General features: G+C 36.6%; 15 protein-coding genes and 1 pseudogene. 4 read left to right on the forward strand and 12 right to left on the reverse strand.

The annotated features are described in order from the left end of the window. Positions 1 to 17: 17 nt before the first annotated feature. The 6 genes and pseudogenes from RFW85_RS04430 to RFW85_RS04450 form a co-directional block, all read right to left on the reverse strand. Complete coding sequence (locus RFW85_RS04430) at positions 18 to 1,292, reverse strand: P-loop NTPase fold protein (RefSeq protein WP_309171221.1); 1,275 nt, start codon at positions 1,290 to 1,292, stop codon at positions 18 to 20. A gap of 221 nt (positions 1,293 to 1,513) precedes the next feature. Next, the gene (locus RFW85_RS04435; RefSeq protein ID WP_309171175.1) at positions 1,514 to 2,206 is read right to left on the reverse strand and encodes a hypothetical protein; all 693 of its coding nucleotides are present in this window, start codon (positions 2,204 to 2,206) and stop codon (positions 1,514 to 1,516) included. Between the two features lie 152 nt (positions 2,207 to 2,358). Beyond that, positions 2,359 to 2,538: pseudogene (locus RFW85_RS20040) on the reverse strand (site-specific integrase); the annotation flags it as partial. Between the two features lie 156 nt (positions 2,539 to 2,694). Beyond that, complete coding sequence (gene ssb, locus RFW85_RS04440; protein ID WP_005066890.1) at positions 2,695 to 3,282, reverse strand: single-stranded DNA-binding protein; 588 nt, start codon at positions 3,280 to 3,282, stop codon at positions 2,695 to 2,697. A gap of 51 nt (positions 3,283 to 3,333) precedes the next feature. After that, positions 3,334 to 4,698 carry an MFS transporter gene (locus RFW85_RS04445; protein WP_309171176.1) on the reverse strand — a complete coding sequence of 455 codons (1,365 nt, stop codon included), beginning with the start codon at positions 4,696 to 4,698 and terminating at the stop codon, positions 3,334 to 3,336. Between the two features lie 146 nt (positions 4,699 to 4,844). Next, a complete protein-coding gene (locus RFW85_RS04450; RefSeq protein ID WP_017399821.1) occupies positions 4,845 to 5,927 on the reverse strand; it encodes a DUF475 domain-containing protein in 1,083 nt (360 codons plus the stop codon). A gap of 262 nt (positions 5,928 to 6,189) precedes the next feature. Here RFW85_RS04450 and tenA point away from each other — a divergent pair, with 262 nt between their 5' ends. The 3 genes from tenA to RFW85_RS04465 all read left to right on the forward strand — a co-directional run bounded on the left by tenA (position 6,190) and on the right by RFW85_RS04465 (position 8,212). Continuing rightward, positions 6,190 to 6,864: a thiaminase II gene (tenA, locus tag RFW85_RS04455; protein WP_005066884.1), complete on the forward strand. Its 675-nt coding sequence runs from the start codon at positions 6,190 to 6,192 to the stop codon at positions 6,862 to 6,864. A 66-nt stretch (positions 6,865 to 6,930) separates the two neighbouring features. Beyond that, entirely contained in the window at positions 6,931 to 7,302 is a 372-nt protein-coding gene (locus RFW85_RS04460; protein ID WP_309171222.1) for a MerR family transcriptional regulator, read from the forward strand. 103 nt (positions 7,303 to 7,405) lie between these two features. Next, on the forward strand, positions 7,406 to 8,212 hold the full coding sequence (locus tag RFW85_RS04465) for an SDR family oxidoreductase (RefSeq protein WP_309171177.1): 807 nt from the start codon (positions 7,406 to 7,408) through the stop codon (positions 8,210 to 8,212). A gap of 42 nt (positions 8,213 to 8,254) precedes the next feature. Here RFW85_RS04465 and RFW85_RS04470 read toward each other — a convergent pair whose 3' ends face one another. The 4 genes from RFW85_RS04470 to RFW85_RS04485 form a co-directional block, all read right to left on the reverse strand. Further along, positions 8,255 to 8,596 carry a GlpM family protein gene (locus RFW85_RS04470; RefSeq protein WP_032006618.1) on the reverse strand — a complete coding sequence of 114 codons (342 nt, stop codon included), beginning with the start codon at positions 8,594 to 8,596 and terminating at the stop codon, positions 8,255 to 8,257. 52 nt (positions 8,597 to 8,648) lie between these two features. Next, a complete protein-coding gene (locus RFW85_RS04475) occupies positions 8,649 to 9,002 on the reverse strand; it encodes a DUF1304 domain-containing protein (RefSeq protein ID WP_000580165.1) in 354 nt (117 codons plus the stop codon). A gap of 65 nt (positions 9,003 to 9,067) precedes the next feature. Next, complete coding sequence (locus tag RFW85_RS04480; RefSeq protein ID WP_309171178.1) at positions 9,068 to 10,045, reverse strand: zinc-binding dehydrogenase; 978 nt, start codon at positions 10,043 to 10,045, stop codon at positions 9,068 to 9,070. 3 nt (positions 10,046 to 10,048) lie between these two features. Continuing rightward, the gene (locus RFW85_RS04485; protein ID WP_309171179.1) at positions 10,049 to 10,651 is read right to left on the reverse strand and encodes a TetR/AcrR family transcriptional regulator; all 603 of its coding nucleotides are present in this window, start codon (positions 10,649 to 10,651) and stop codon (positions 10,049 to 10,051) included. 296 nt (positions 10,652 to 10,947) lie between these two features. On the opposite strand from RFW85_RS04485, the gene uvrA reads away from it, so the two are divergent. Next, positions 10,948 to 13,779, forward strand: a complete 2,832-nt coding sequence (uvrA, locus tag RFW85_RS04490) for an excinuclease ABC subunit UvrA (protein WP_126646221.1) — start codon at positions 10,948 to 10,950, stop codon at positions 13,777 to 13,779. 25 nt (positions 13,780 to 13,804) lie between these two features. Here the strand turns inward: uvrA and RFW85_RS04495 are convergent, their stop codons facing one another. Together RFW85_RS04495 and RFW85_RS04500 are read right to left on the reverse strand one after the other, a co-directional pair. Beyond that, entirely contained in the window at positions 13,805 to 15,592 is a 1,788-nt protein-coding gene (locus RFW85_RS04495; RefSeq protein ID WP_309171180.1) for a P-loop NTPase fold protein, read from the reverse strand. A gap of 83 nt (positions 15,593 to 15,675) precedes the next feature. Continuing rightward, positions 15,676 to 17,385 (reverse strand): GGDEF domain-containing protein, encoded by a 1,710-nt coding sequence (locus RFW85_RS04500; RefSeq protein ID WP_309171181.1) that lies wholly within the window; start codon positions 17,383 to 17,385, stop codon positions 15,676 to 15,678. Positions 17,386 to 17,451: the final 66 nt, after the last annotated feature.

A 17,451-nucleotide genomic window follows, 5' to 3' on the forward strand; every position in this document is an offset into this window, starting at 1 on the left:
TGATAATTCAGCGTATATCAACCTTTTAAAAACCAGTCATTATATGATGAATAATCATAATAATAATTTCCTGTAATCCATTGGATTGTCGGAAATAATTCATTTAATATTTTTTTCAAATTCTCTCTATTAATTTCTGACGTTTTTGATATTACCGAATCAATTGTTATTTTCAAATTTTCTTTATTATTTTGTCTAGTACTCCCTGATGATTGAAATTGTGTAAATGCATGCTTAGACATTGATAGTTCATTATAGACTTCTGGCTCGAACACACGTAAACACTCTATAGCTATTAAATCTACTGGATTTGCCTCAAAAACAGTTCTTCCTTTTAATAAAGAGAAATGGAATGCTAGCGTAGAAGTATATCTATATACATTTCTTAAATTGTTAAAATATTTTTTTAATCCAGCGTGATAAAGCTGCGCCCATCGATCTTGATCAAATTGTAAATTTGAACTTTTATCTAATTCTAAAATTTTATTTAAACGATTAAATAAAACCTCATGTACTTGTACTTGTGAAACTTTAGGAATATTAAAAGGAACTTGAATAATTTTTTCTAAGTAATCTTTTCCAGACTGAGTAGCATCTGTGAGTCTCTCTTCTACAATATTTCTTTGAAATAATAATAGAAAAGTGACATTGGGAAACTCAGTATTCGCTTTTATAAGTTGAAAAATCATCCTTAATTCTGAAGTACTTAATCTATCTAAGTCATCCATAACGATCAGGATAGGATTTTCAAGCTCCTGTAAGGCAACCTTTAATTCACTTCGTATTTCTGTCAAACTTTTTTCATTGTCTTTAGCCTTTTCATCATAATAACCAGCTAATTTTTTTAAATTTTCTATACTCCATTTCAGAAAAGGACTTACGGCTATAATTCCTGTAGTGATTAAAGTAATTATTTTTGTATCATTTATGAAGGCATTGAAAAATCCTATTCCTGCTATTGCAGATACAACAACTGGGAGTGAATTGGATGTAGATGTCAAAATAACTTCACTTGCAGCAAGATAATTACCATATTTTTTGAATGAATCTGCTAACTTTTTATTCTTCTCTGAAGAGTTTTCTTTTCCAATCGATTTCGAGATTTCATTAAAAAATGCTTTTGTTATTTTTTCTTGTGCGGCCCATTCCCATGGAGAGAACTCAATAACCATTGGCTTTGAAGCTTTATCCTTCATATATGTTAAAGCCATATTCTTTACTGAAGACTTTCCTGTTCCCCAATCCCCATATAATGCAACAACCAGACTATCCTTACCATTCCAGTTACTAATCGCTTCCGCTAAATTTTCCGAAAAATTTTGCTCTTCCTAGCAAATCCTCATCAATATTATGAATTGGACGATCCGCAGAGAAATTAAATTTATCAATATTGCTCATAAGTACTTAAAATTTTAAATTGTTTATTTAATAAATATATACATAAAATTTAATAGATAAACAAACCAAATTTTCTAAATTCAGTATCAAGTAAATTTAACAAATAAAGAAAGTTCTATTTTTCTATATTTTCATAATATTTAATATTTACCCTCTCCATTTTTAAAAGATTTAATGCATTAGAAAACCTAGACATATATTTCAAAAACTTAGCTCCTAAATATACTTGCAGTATCATAATAAAGAACAAAAAAAACACTATAGGAATAACATTATTTTTATTTATATACTCTTCATAGAATATAATGGGTATCATCATGATTCCATATGCCGCGATACCATTCACAAAAAAAACGATAACACCTAATTGCTCTTTATTTTTTGAGAGTTCTTCACTAATTTGATCTTTTAATTCAAATTTATTTTTTTCATCATTAAATTTCAACAACTTAGATGCATTTTCATAGTTACTAACTGCTATTTTTGAGTTTTCATATCCAGTCAAGTAAATAAGTGTAGGGAGATGAGTTTCTCTGGTCTTTAAATCTTGTTGATACATTAATATTTTTCTTTTATATTCAAATATTTTCAATTCATAATTCAAATATTTTTTTGAATCTATTTTATTATCTAGTATTTTTATCTCACGATTTTGAAAAATAGAATATATAGTTGAAATATCTTGCGCAATTTTCGTATGTCTAGCATAGTGCCAAAGAGCTAATATTAAACCTATAACAACTACACTATACCCAATAAAAGTTGGCAATGGATAATGCTCAACAAAATATTTAATAATTTCATACATATTAAAATATTCCACTTAATTAAAAATAGATGATTTATCTTAAATAAAATTCAAAATTTTCTAAATATAAGCTCAATAGTTTCGGCTGAAATTTGTTAAATCTAAAATTTCTTAAATCTCATTTGCTTAAATATTTTTTAAAGTCTTTAAGCTAGATCAATCACTAACTTATTTAATAGTTGATAAAATAATTCAATGTCTTCAAGTACAGCAACAATAATATTAATTGACTGTTCTCTTTTCCTTAAATAAATAATAGAATAAAGATTAGGGAATGACATTGGGAGACCATTCTTATCAAGAAGAATAGCGAATCTCTCACCATTGCTCATTACAAATCATTTTATTGAAATTATTAGTTTTACCAAAACCTCTTTCAACAAAAAAAGGTTTACAGAATTACTTGGAATTGCTGTAAACCTCTTTCTCAAGGTATTGTTTGTTAAATTAATTTTAAAAATTTAACAAAACCTACTCTCAGGTGTGTCTCAGAACGGTAAATCGTCGTCTAAATCAGCTGGTGCAGAAGCCGGTTGTTGTGGCGCTTTAGGAGCAAAACCACCCGCTTGAGGGTTGCTTCCACCATTACCGAAACCACCTTGGTTACCATAACCACCGCTGTTTTGGCCATAGCCGCCACCTTGGTTGTTATTATTTTGATAACCATTGCCACCTTGTTGAGGTGCGTTAAAACGTGGTTGATTAAAATCATTACCGCCAGCGAAACCTTGTTCACCTTGTTGACGAGCATCTAACATTTGCATCTGGTCGCCACGAATTTCTGTAGTGTAACGCTCTTGGCCATTTTGGTCTGTCCACTGACGCGTACGTAGTGAACCTTCAATATAAACCTTAGAACCTTTACGCAAGAACTGCTGAGCAATTTCCCCTAAACGGTTATGCAAAACAATACGGTGCCATTCTGTTTGTTCTTTACGTTCACCGGTATTTTTATCAGTCCAAGCTTCACTTGTCGCGATTGAAAATTGGGTCAACGAGCCCCCATTTGGAAAAGTTTTTGTTTCAGGATCACGACCCAAAGTACCAACCAAAATAACCTTATTTACACCACGCATTAGCTGTCTTCATCCTATACATTTCTATGTTTTACTTTATAAGAGTTATGCTTAAATGGCTACCTCTTTACCGAACAACTGCGTTAAATCACGTCGCGCAGCATCATCTAGAGACTGTTTATCGACTTTAATATAAGCAACTTGCTGGTCAGGCATCACCACAACTTCTTCGATACCACGAATTGCCAATAGCTGTGTGGTCCACTCATTCACCTGTTGCACTTGCGGCAATGGCAACACAATTGATGACAAATACCGCGGCTGAGCTAAACCAAAACTAATTAGCAACCATATTATAGCAATCCCTGCTAAGACACTCCATCCAATCGCAGTATTATGTAACATCAATAATTGACCACCTAGTGTACCACCAAAAAAAGCGCCTAAAAACTGACTACTGGCATTTACGCCCATAGCCGTTGCTTTTGACTGAATTGGAGCAGACTTCGACAGCCAAGAAGGCAATAAAGCCTCCATCACATTAAATGCAATAAAGAAAATACCTAGACCTGCAAGTAATACATATTTGGATTGATAACCAAATATGAGCAGCAGCAAACCTGCAATAATGCCTGTAATTGCTGTTAACAAAATCCCGCGCATTTTGCGATATTTTTCAGCAATGATGATGCTTGGAAATGCAAAGAACAGGCTAATAACCAAGAGTGGCAAATAAACCAAACCATGGCTCGCCAAAGGAATATGCGCAAACTCGATGAGTTGTGAAGGTACATAAATAAACATGGCGGTCAGCAATAAATGCAGTGCAAAAACCGAAACGTGCAAACGGTTTAAATCACCCATTTGAATGACTTGCTTAAGCTGTGCCATATAGCCTTGCTGATAATTACGATGGTGGCGAGTCACTTTAGGTACAAGCAATAACATCGCAATCGCAATCAAGCCCATAATGGTCGTGACAAAGAATAAGCCCGAAATACCGACAAGGCTTGTGAGCCAAGGCCCAAGGCTAAAAGCCACCACAAAAGACAGGCCAATACTCATGCCCATAGCAGCCATGGCTTTAGTACGCTGCTCTTCGCGCGTCACATCGGCTAAAAGCGCCATGACTACAGCTGAAACTGCACCAGCACCAGCGATAGCACGGCCAATAATTACGCCATAAATGGTGTCGGATAAACCTGCAATTGCGCCACCAATCGCAAACAGTAATAGACCAAATACTACAAGCGGTTTACGGCTAAAACGGTCTGCCAATAAGCTAAATGGAATTTGCAAAATCGCCTGGCTTAAGCCGTAGACACCTACAGCCAAACCAATGAGTGCTGGAGTCGCATATTGATATGACTGTCCAACTACAGAAAAGACAGGAATAATCATGAACAAGCCCAACATGCGTAGTGCGAAAATACTACTTAAGGCAAAGGTTGAGCGACGTTCCAAAGCATTCATCATATCAATACACGTTATCAAACTAGGTAAATTATAAGCCGATTCGTTTCTAAAAATACGAAACACCTTATTTAAAATAACGATTTGGGCTTAAAAAAATAAAGAGGCATTTAGCCTCTTCATTCTATCGAACTTTACTGAAAATTAGCTTAAGGCGACTGATGCTCGCGCTTCGAATATTGAATTGAAGCAATGACAGCCCAAACAATAAACGCTACACCAATTAAACCTGTTACCACTTCAGGCACATGTACGCCTGTACCACTTGCAATCATAATGAATGCTAAAGCACCAATTGCATAATGTGCGCCATGTTCTAAGAACACATAAGCATCTAGCGTGCCTTTTTCTACAAGATAAACCGTCATTGAACGGACAAAAATAGCGCCGATTGCAAGGCCCAGCATAATCACAACAACGTCGCTAGTAATTGCAAAAGCACCAATCACACCGTCAAAACTGAATGATGCATCTAATACTTCAAGATATAAGAAACCACCTATGCCAGCTTTAACTACACCAGAAGCAGCACCTGATCCATCTTTCATAATGGCATTACCATCTTCATCAATTTCAGGTTCGCCACCTAACATATGACTTAAAACTTCAACACCAATATAAACTACAATGCCCCAAATACCGGCCATAGTCACAGCAAGGCGCTGCGATTCATCAACATTTGCTGCCATAATTAACATCGCAATTAAAGCAATAAAAACAGACATTGCCGGTACGCTGGCCAAGCTAGAAAGTTTAGCTTCAAGCCATCTAAACCAATGGGTTTCTTTCTCTTCATCAAAGAAGAAGTTTAAGAATACCAATAATAAGAATGTTCCACCAAAAGCTGAAATTTCTGCGTGGTGTGCCATTAAACGTTCAGAGTAAGTTTTTGGATCATTGAGTGCCAATTTAGCCACTTCAATCATTCCCATATCCGCAGTCACGGCAACAATTGCTACTGGGAAAATTAAACGCATACCAAAAACGGCGATTAAAATACCAACCGTTAAAAAGAGCATTTTCCAGAACGGGTCCCAGTTACGTAGAACCGATGCATTTACGACAGCATTGTCAAAAGATAAAGAGACCTCCATTACAGCTAAAATAGCTGTAATTGTTAAAGCTTTAAGCATGGTAGACACGCCCGCTTCAGGTCCGTGGGTAAAACCCCAATACGCGGACAGTGCTAAACACACCACCGTAAAAAATATCGAAAATCGGAAATGCTTCATGGATCAGACCTATACCAAGAACTAAATTTAATCTTTCTTAAAACCGCCGCTATTATATCGATAATTAACCACAAAACGATGTTGTTTTGTGCCGTTATTCCCTTTACTTTATCTCTCTGTTTAATAAAGAAATTTACAATATTCAATTAACTTATTAATCGGATTAAATATTTTCTTTCGATATATCTATCATTCTTATTTTTGTATTTTAAAATTGATTTAAAATCCAGTTTAGCTGTCTAATTTTAAATGGAATGATTTTATGCTTTTTTCTCAAGAACTCTGGCAACGTAATTTAAATTTATATCAAAAAATTCTCGACCTGCCTTTTAATCAGGAACTTGCTAACGGTACTTTAGATAAAGAAGCATTTTGTCATTATGTTATTCAAGATGCTCAATATTTAGTGGCCTATGGCCGTGTGCTTGCCGTTGCAGCTGCGAAAGCTTTCGAGGCCGACGATATTATGCAATTTTCAGATGCAGCTAAAATTGCAATTGTGGTGGAGCGTAGTTTGCATGATGACTTCATGAAAAATTTTGGTGTAACTAAAGAAGAATTTAAAAATACCCCATTAACATTAGCAGGCCACCATTACACTTCATTTTTGACAGCCACTGCTTGGTCTGAAAGCTACCCTGTTGTACTCGCTGCGCTTTTACCTTGCTTCTGGATTTACGCAGAAGTCGGTAAAGATATTGTAAACAAATCAATTCCTAATAACCCTTACCAAGCATGGATTGATACTTACGCTGGTGAAGAGTTCCATACCGCCGTTCGTAATGTGATTGCGACAGTAGATAAAGTTGCTGCACGTTGTGATGCAGACACTTTAGAAAAAATGCATGCTGCTTACACCATGGGTGCAAAACTTGAATGGTTGTTTTGGGATAGCGCCTACCACCAAAGACAATGGTTAGGTTTAGATCATATTTAAAACTTCAAAAGAATCGGTCAGATGGTTCAATACTCTGATCGATTTTCAATAAAATGCGAGACAGATATGTATATCGGCGAATTAGCATCTTTAACTGGAGCCACTCCTAAAGCCATTCGGCATTATGAGAAATTAGGCTTGCTACCTGTGGCAAAAAGAAAGGGAAATTATCGTATTTATGAAGAGATTGATGTTAAATCAGTTAAGATGATCCGCCTTGCACAAGCTGTTGGTTTTAGCCTTGCTGAACTTTATGACTTGTCAGCTTTAAAATATAAAAATAAACGCTTTCCTGTAGAAATTGCACAGCAGCTTATTCAAAAAAAGAATCAACAGATTATTGAGCAAAAAAAAGTGTTAAATCGTTTACAAGAAGATTTAAAAGAACTGGAGAACGAGATTATTCAGACTTATATTACCAATAAGATTTCTGCCTAAAACAGCTTGTTAAAATCTGCAAATAGCTTTCAAAATTAGTGCTTGACTCTGCCCTTAGGGACAAGGTTTATCGTAATGACTTCTTTTATTACGGACCAATAAAATGAGTGCTCATCTTTCAACATTTAAAAATTCAACAGCATTAATTACAGGCGCATCTTCAGGAATAGGCAAAGCCTATGCTCAAGAACTTGCGTCTTTAGGAATTCATCTCATTTTAACGGCACGCTCCGAACAGAAGCTGAATGATTTAGCCGATGAACTTAAAAAAAAATATAACGTGAATGTTGAGGTGATCGTCTTAGATTTAGCTCAACCCAATTCAGCTCAAAACTTATTTGATGAAGTGCAAGCTAGAAAATTATCGGTAGAGATTTTAATTAATAACGCAGGATTTGGTAAATGGACGAAGTTTCTAGATCAATCTGTATCTACCTATCAAGAAATGATCACGCTTAACATCAGCAGTGTAACGTCTTTATGTTATTTATTTTTGCCCCACATGCTTGCGAACAAAAAAGGCATCATGATTAATATTTCATCTACAGGTGCGTTCCAACCTCTGCCTTATATTGCTGTGTATGGGGCAACTAAATCTTATGTATTGCAATTTACTGAGGCTCTTGCAGGAGAATACGGCTCTTCAGGAGTTAAATTTCTGACGGTTTGTCCGGGCAATACCCAAACCAATTTTACTCAGGTAGCAAATGCCGATACGAGTGGTATGAAAAGCTCTACGGTTGAAGACGTTGTGTCTGCAACAGTTAAAGCATTAGATAAGAATAAAGCAACAGTTGTGGTGGGATGTAGCAACTATTTGACGTCTCAATTGCCCCGAATTCTTTCTCGCCAAAAGATGATTAATTTAGTTGAAGGTATGCTCAAAACCCGTGTTGTTGAGCATTCATAAAAATAGTTCAATTTAAAAGATTAAGGGATTTCTCTTAATCTTTTAATGTTGAAATAGCTGCCAGCCATAAATCAAACCTGCCGCAGCCACAACCCAACATAACGTTGCCACTCCTAGACACGACCACATCGACATGCGTGTTGCCAGCACATAAACAACAACTAAATAAATGGCATAAGGAATAAGTGACCATAGACCAAACAGAGCCGTTTTTTGTAATGCTTCGGCTCCTTTTTGCTGAAAAACAATCACATGAGCAATTAAAGCAAAGGTAGGAAAAAGTGGGACTAAACCTGCAATATAAAATGCCTTACTTTTCGATAAAATCGAAATAATGAGGACAACCCCAGCCCCCAACATACATTTTAAAAATAATGCCCACATACACTGATCCTACCTGGTCATTTCCATTTCAAAATGCTGTATTTTGCGCTTTTTAAAGAAAATTAACAGCGACTAAAGCAATCAATGCTGGAACTGCCTGAATATAAATAATCTTTTTACTGGCAGTCAGACCACCATAAATACCTGCAATCAGTACACAACCTAAAAAGAAATTAGCAATTGATGTTGCAAATGGTGCATCAGCCAATAAAGACCAGAATAAACCCGCCGCTAAAAAGCCATTATAAAGACCTTGGTTCTGTGCCATGACTTTGGTGAGTTTTGCTTTTTCGGCATTATTTCCAAAGGCTTTCATGCCATAGGGTTTGTCCCACAAAAACATTTCTAACACTAAAATATAGACATGTAATATTGCGATAAGTGCAATTAAAATTTGTCCAATCATACGATTTTCCTTTTTATTTTAAAGATATGAAAAAAGATCAGTCTCTCGACTGATCTTTTAATGTGTTACGGTTTTAACAACACTTTGCCTTGACGAGCACCTTGCGTTGCTCTTTGAGCAGCTGTTTTAATCTCATCAAAACTAAACACACCTTCTACAGGAAGGGTTAATTTTTTCTGAGTCGCCAGCGTTAATAGTTCAACAATGAGTTCTTTTTTGCGTTCGGCGGGCATTTCTTTGTTAACTACACTCGCCCAGAAACCTTTTACTGTCGCTTGTTTGAAAATCAAATCGCCCGATGAAATCTGCATGGTTTCGCCAGTCATACTACCAAACGAAACGAGTAGGCTATTTTCACTGAGTAAATTCAGCATTTCGCCACTTGCGGTTCCTCCAATCGAGTCCACACCAGCAATAAGAGGTTGGTCGCCGTGAATCTGTTTAACTTGCTCTTTCCAGTTAGGCTGATCAGTCGCAACAACATGCTGAATACCTAATGCTTGCATCTCTGCAATCGCATCAGTACGACGAACTAAATTAATTACAGGTAAGCCACGTGCCTGTGCAATCATCGCAACTGTTTTACCGACTGCACCATTTGCCGTGTTTTGAATGAGCCATTGACCCGGTTGAACATTTACAAAGTCGAGTAGCATGAGAGCACTAATTGGCATACCAATCAGCTGTGCTGCAGTTTCATCATCAATTTCATTATTGAGTGGAATAATCCCATGAGCAGACGCAATAAAGTATTCAGCCCAACTGCCATGCACAGCCGCAACTGCAATACGCTGCCCTACTTGTAGATGAGTGACCCCATCGCCCAACGCATCAACAATACCAACGGCTTCACTACCACCAATTGCAGGTAAGGTCGGCTTGTAGCCATAGCTTCCACGTACTGTCCATACATCATGATTATGAATTGGAGACATGATGGTTTTAATACGCACTTCGCCTGCTTTTGGTTCTGGCTTTGGCATATCCGCCTGCTCTAAAACGTCTACAGGTTCGCCAAAATTACCATGGATAATACTTCGCATGCTTTATTCCTCTATCGGTTTTATGAGTTGTTGGGTCGTTTCTAAGGCTAAATGTAGATGTGCTTTGTCTTGCGACAATTTTGTGAGTAAAGCAGCACCTAACCATAACTGATACATGACTTGCGCAGTTTTTAAAGGCTCAATATGTTTTGGAATTGATCCTTCTTGTTGCCCTTCTTTGAGTAGCAAAGCCAAACGTTGCGTTAGTTTGTGCACACCGTCATTGAGAATTTGGCGCATGTCTTCTGATAAGTCAGAAACCTCTGCCGCTAACTTCACAATCAGACAGTTTTCAGCCCAACTACCGTTTACGGGATCATCAATCCATGCCTGCCATAGGGCCATTAAACGAGCATGGGCACTTTGCTCACTGCGTTGCCAAAGTTGTTCCATACGAACTTTATAATCAGCCATATATTGCTCGAGCAACGCACAGCCGAACGCCTCTTTCGAAGCAAAGTAGTGATAGAACGAACCTTTGGGTACGTCACAAGCCTTTAAGATTTCTTGTAAACCAACACCAACAAAACCTTTACGTAGTACCAGTTTAAAACTGGTATCTAGAATGTGTTGTCGTGTAGTCTCACTTTTATTTAATCGTTTCATGCAAACATCATAAACAACTATTAGACCAGTCGTCTAGTAAAGTTATGTTGCTGGTTAAAATTTGCTTAGAGTAGAAATCTGAAGTGAGGAATGTTAAAAATACAACCTGCTTAATTAAACAAATTTTGTCGATTGTCGTTTAACCGTCACAATTTGTCGCTTTAAATCATTTTGTACCACTTGAACAATTTTAAATCGTTATCATATATAGGGTCTGTTGTTTATAACCAGTCACACCTCTCTGCGACTGAGCAATCAACACCTAAATTTTCATCAATACATAATTGAGATGTTTTATGAGCCAAAGTCATATCCGTATTCGAGGCGCACGTACCCATAATTTAAAAAATGTGTCTCTCGATATTCCACGCGACAAATTTGTGGTAATTACGGGGTTATCAGGTTCAGGAAAATCTTCTCTTGCCTTCGATACCCTATACGCCGAAGGACAACGCCGTTACGTCGAATCACTTTCGGCCTATGCCCGCCAGTTTTTATCGCAAATGGAAAAGCCTGAAGTCGACTCGATTGAGGGTTTATCACCAGCGATTGCCATTGAGCAAAAATCTACCAGTCATAACCCACGTTCAACCGTCGGTACGATTACCGAAATTTATGACTATTTGCGTTTGCTTTATGCACGTGTCGGCACGCCCTACTGCCCTGAACATGATTTGCCGATGGTCGCGCAAACTGTTTCTGAAATGGTCGATGCGGTAAAAAACCTTGAGGAAGGTACAGCACTTATGTTGCTTGCCCCAGTGGTTCGTGAACGTAAAGGTGAATACAGTAACTTGTTCGAGCAGCTACAAGGTCAAGGTTTTGTTCGTGCCCGTGTGGATGGTGAAATCATTGATATTGATACACCACCAGAACTCGACAAAAAGAAAAAACATACCATCGAAGTTGTAGTCGACCGTTTCAAAGTGCGCGAAGACTTAGGTAACCGTATTGCCGAATCATTTGAAACTGCACTGCGTTTAGGTGGCGATATTGCTGTTTTATCATGGATGAATGGTGAACATCCTGATCGCGTTTTTTCTGCAAAGCACTCTTGTCCTGAATGTGATCGCGCAGTCGCAGAGCTTGAGCCACGTTTGTTTTCATTTAACAACCCATTTGGTGCCTGCCCTGTTTGTGATGGTTTAGGTACACGCAGTCATTTTAGCTCTGAAAAGCTGATTCCAAATCCTGATCTTGCAATTAGTGAGGGTGCTATTCGTGGATGGGATCGTCAGCGTCCATATTATTATTCAATGCTGCAAAAAGTTGCCGATCATTTTGGTTTTCAACTTGATACGCCTTGGAACCAGCTTGATAAAGATACTCAGAAGAAATTCTTACAAGGTACGGGTAAAGAAAAAGTCGATTTAAGCTATATCGATGAGCGTGGCCGTAAACATACTCGCGTACAACCGTTTGAAGGAATTTTGCCGCACCTTGAACGTCGTTACCGTGAAACTGAAAGTAACTATGTACGAGATGATTTAGCTCAATATCTTTCCAATGCAGCGTGTGATGCATGTGATGGTTCACGTCTAAATGAAATTTCACGTCATGTTCGTGTGAAAGACAAAACCATTGCTGACATTACTCGTATGTCGATTGGTGACGCCGAAAGCTATTATCAAGGCTTAAACCTTGAAGGTGCTAAAGGTGAAATTGCAGATAAAATCTTTAAAGAGATTCGAGAGCGTTTACATTTCTTGGTGAGTGTTGGACTGAATTATTTAAGTCTGGCTCGCTCTGCCGAAACCTTATCTGGTGGTGAAGCACAGCGGATCCGTTTAGCCTCACAAATTGGTGCAGGTTTAATGGGCGTCATGTATGTCCTTGATGAACCTTCAATTGGTCTACATCAACGTGATAACGATCGTTTATTACAAACACTCATTCGCTTACGTGATTTAGGTAACACAGTATTAGTCGTTGAACACGATGAAGATGCAATCCGTGCTGCTGACCATATTATTGATATCGGTCCTGGTGCTGGTGTACACGGCGGTGTAATTATTGCTGAAGGTACATATGATGAATTGGCTAAACATGCTGATTCTCTTACAGGACAGTATCTTTCTGGCAAACTCAAAATTGAAGTGCCAAAAAAACGTACTGAATCACCACGTCCAGATGAGGTCATCAAGCTTTCAGGTGCAGCAGGTCATAACTTAAAAAATGTCGATTTAACTATTCCACTTGGTATTATGACCTGCGTCACTGGCGTTTCAGGTTCAGGTAAGTCAACGCTGATTAACCGTACTTTGCTTCCATTGGCCGCAACACAGCTCAATGGTGCAACGACCTTAACAGCTGAAAAGTTTGACTCGATTGATGGTCTACAACATCTTGATAAAGTCGTTGATATTGACCAAAGCCCAATTGGACGTACACCACGTTCTAACCCTGCAACGTACACAGGTCTATTTACACCAATCCGTGAGTTATTTGCACAAACACCAGAGGCAAAAGCCCGCGGTTATAGCGCTGGTCGTTTCTCGTTTAACGTAAAAGGCGGACGCTGCGAAGCATGTGAAGGCGACGGTATGATCAAAGTCGCAATGCACTTCTTACCAGATATGTATGTGCCTTGCGATGCGTGTCATGGCAAACGTTATAACCGTGAAACACTTGAAGTGGGCTATAAAGGCAAAAACATTTCTGATGTTTTAGAAATGACTGTTGAAGATGCTGCTGAGTTCTTTAGCGCAATTCCGGTCATCCACCGCCGTTTAGAAACCTTAACTCAGGTGGGCTTAGGCTATATTCGTTTAGGTCAGGCTGCGACTACACTCTCTGGTGGTGAAGCGCAACGTGTAAAACTTGCACGTGAGTTAGCAAAACGAGATACGGGTAAAACTTTATATATCTTGGATGAACCAACAACAGGTTTGCATTTCCACGATATTGCCAAGTTACTCGACATTTTGCATGAGCTACGCAACAAGGGTAATACCATTGTGGTGATTGAACATAACCTTGATGTGATTAAAACAGCAGACTGGGTTGTCGACTTAGGTCCTGAAGGTGGTTCGGGCGGTGGTATGATCATTGCCGAAGGTACACCTGAACAAGTGGCTGAGGTTGAAATTTCCCACACTGGACGCTTCTTAAAACCGATGTTGAAGTAAATATTAAAGGGCTCGAATGAGCCCTTTAATTTTCTTGCAAGATTGATATTAAAAATTCAATATTTTTCTTAAGATAACTATTCTCTGTAGCTGCTTTCTCTTCTAATATGCTAAAAATCATACTTTTAATTTGGGGTGTTAAATCAGTATCTATTTGCTGTGAGAAAATCTCTTTTATCAATGACAATTTACTGAAATTCGAGAACCTAGGATCAACTGGAAGTTGCACCCATATTAAAACTTCCCAATCTGTTTTCGTCGCATCTCGTAAGACATTCTTATCTTCACGATTCCACCCCTTATTTAGTAAATAGCGACTTACAACATCAAATAAATTTGGCAATAATAAATCTTTATTATAATGCTGCCAATATTTTAGATAACGATGAAATAGGTTTCTATTATCATAACCTGAGCTAAAAGCATCCTTAATCGTCTCTCCTGCGTTTTGATCTAAAGAGTGGAGTATATTCTTCTTAACTATATGATTTAATTCACTTGACAAATCATGCCTACCAAATTTTTTTAGTAGATTACTATAAAAATATAAATTTCCTAAAGTTTCTATACCAACAAGTTCCTTCGATAAATTAAATATTTGATTGCAATACGGTTCATCAACTTCTAAATTCCGCCATTTATCCATCAAATTATACAATTTATTTTTGTTATTATTATTATTTTCAGAGATTAACTCAGAATTAGCTAAATTACTCAGCTCAGAAAAATTGATTATATCTCTTTGTTCAAACCATTTTTTAAACTCAATCATCCACAAATCATCTATTACAAATAAATAAGAAACCTTTTCAAGCTTACTAAGAATTATATTTCCACTACTTTCTTGATCAGAAGAATATTCTTTATTTATTAAATTTTTAACCGAATTTCTAATAGTAAAGTCATTCCATTTAACTCCATATTTACTTCCAAAATCTACAATAAAAAAACCTTGAATAATTCTTATCAAAATTATTTCTTTTGTTGAATAAGCCACTTCTGTAGGTAATCTATTACGAAAATTTTGATAGAGTTTGATTACTTTTTGAAAAAAACGAAAATTATGAATTTCTAATTTTTCAGCGAAATCTATCATTAAATTCACTAGTTGCTCATCGATACCTTTAGTATTTTCCCGTATCAATGGTTCAACAGAGGTTAAGATTACCGTTTCATCAACTAACTTTTCTTTATAGCTACTATATTTATCCTTATTTTCATCTTCTGATTTATCTTCATCCAAAATTAAAATAATTTGACAGTTTTTTTCTAATTTTAGATAGTTTGCCAACCCCATAACGTCTTTAATATCTAAATTCTTAGACATCCGCTCAAAATCATCAAAACAAATAATTGAGTTTTTAACTTGTAAGAAAAGTAACGACTCTAAAACTCTTGCCGAAGTACTCACACCATAACTTGATACTTTTACATCCCTAAATTGGGCTAATGTATTCTTTAAAAGTTGGATAAATTCAAATCTATCAATGTCCGATTTAGCATGTGGATTAAGAGCTAACTTTGTACAAATAGTATTTTTTAAGTCACTTAAATTTTCTATACCAAAAAGAGAAATATAAGCATATTTTCGACAGTCAAAAACACTTTCATAATTAATTCTGCTAGCTTCATAATAAAAATTTTGTTTATCTTTTATCTCTTTATAAGTGACATTTTTATAAAACTTATTCCAGAAGAAAGTTTTACCAACTCCCCAAGGACCAGTAATCGCAATGGCCGTACCAATTTTTTCATTTTTGATATTAGTTTCTAATAATTCTTTTAATCTTTGTTCTTTATCTAATATATTCATAATTCAGTATATTTCAGACCAATAGATATCTAATAAACCACAGGTAATTTGATTTTTCAAAAAAAGGTTCATGAAGGCTTGAACTATCCCTCAACTACATTCCGGCCTCGGGCTTTAGCCCTTAAGAGTGAACGGTCCGCTTTCTCCAAGAGTTCGATCCAACTCGCTGCGCCTATAGCAAAACCAATACTGACAGACACATGCAATTTTTCATCTGAACCTGACAAATCAATTTCTTGTAAAGAAATCGCAATACGAATTTTTTCTGCCAAAAGGCGAGCATCTACAAATTGCACCTGCTCTAATAATATTAAAAATTCATCTCCCCCATAACGAACAATTAAATCCGAACTTCGAATATTTTGCTTTAATTGCTCGGCAATACTGACAATGACGCGATCACCTACAATATGCCCATATTGGTCGTTCACCTGTTTAAAACGATCAATATCAATAATCATTAAACAGGTTTGCGTAAATTTTTGAGGGTAACTTTCAACAATTTTTAAATATTCAGATAAAGCTAAACGATTGGAAACTCCGGTGAGTGGATCAGTATTGGCAATATTCTTTAACTGAAATTCAAAAGCATCTCGTTGTTGCAACATACGTTGTAATCGGTCAATTGCTTCAAACAGGGAAAAAAATTCACCTTTGGTGGTAATATTCATCTCATCTTTACAATGATCAGAACTATGCGATAAATCTAAAATTAAAGTCCTCGCTTTTATTAATGGAGAAAAAACCCTTCTTTGCGCATATATCAAGGTAAGTAAGGCTGTAGCTAAAGAAATTAAAGAAATTAATAAAGTTAAAAAGAAATTATTTCGAGCAATTACACTCTCTTGAGTGGCAATTATGATACTTTTATCAAGAATATAACTTTGTAAATCAACCACAGTAGTGAATTTACCTACAATTGCTTCTGTCAATTGAGTCCCGTTTAAATAATACGGCTCACCCTTCTGGCTTTCTTCTAATAGGTTTTCTACAATCGGAATTCCCTTATCTATAAATTCCGTTTTCACACGAGAATATAATCGACGATATTCTGGAGTTTTTGCCTGTTCAGGTTGTAAAGTATTGACCAATATCCATAAATATCTAGCTTGGTGTTGAGTTTGTAGAGAACGCGCCCGATTATTACTTGGAATCTCTTCCTTAAAGCTTACTGGGGCAATAATATTAGACGCCATCCGTCCCGCCTGATCGCGCATATCGGTTAGTACTATAATGAGCGTAAAGTAATTAGAAATACGGCTATCTTTACTTTTTAACTGCAACATCAGCTTTTGCAGTATTTCCCTGCAGTTATCCCATACTCCAAACATCCCTAAAATGGCATTATCCATTTGAATGGAAGTTCTCGCTCCATATGGAGTTTCACCATAATAATCAACAACTCGTCGAGCTTGTCTAAGATTTTCTTTGAAACTGGTTTGCAGCTCATTTGCTAATGAAACATAACCTGCTTGTTTTAAAATAAAAATGCTTTCATCAATTTGTTTGTCGACAATTATGCGAAATTTATTTAATTCTTGTTGATTCTTTAATAAATCACTAGGACCACTCGACATCATTTTATTGGCAGGAGCGCGTTCCTTAGAAACTTTATAAGCAATATCGGCTACTGCTCTTAAACTTTTTATTTCCACTAGGGCTTGTCTAGTTTTTATATAATCCTGATAGCTTCCCAAAATAAGAGGTACTGCCATGAATAATAAGGATAAAATAATAACCAGCATAAAAAAGAACAGTCGATTACTAATATGCTCTGAACGTAATCCTGACATTTCTAGCTGGTACTCCGTAAATGTCCTGCCATTTTTAATACGATATAAATTAGGCTTAAATCCATC

It is taken from the genome of Acinetobacter sp. 12966, assembly GCF_031196995.1.
In the GTDB taxonomy this organism is placed as follows: domain Bacteria; phylum Pseudomonadota; class Gammaproteobacteria; order Pseudomonadales; family Moraxellaceae; genus Acinetobacter; species Acinetobacter geminorum.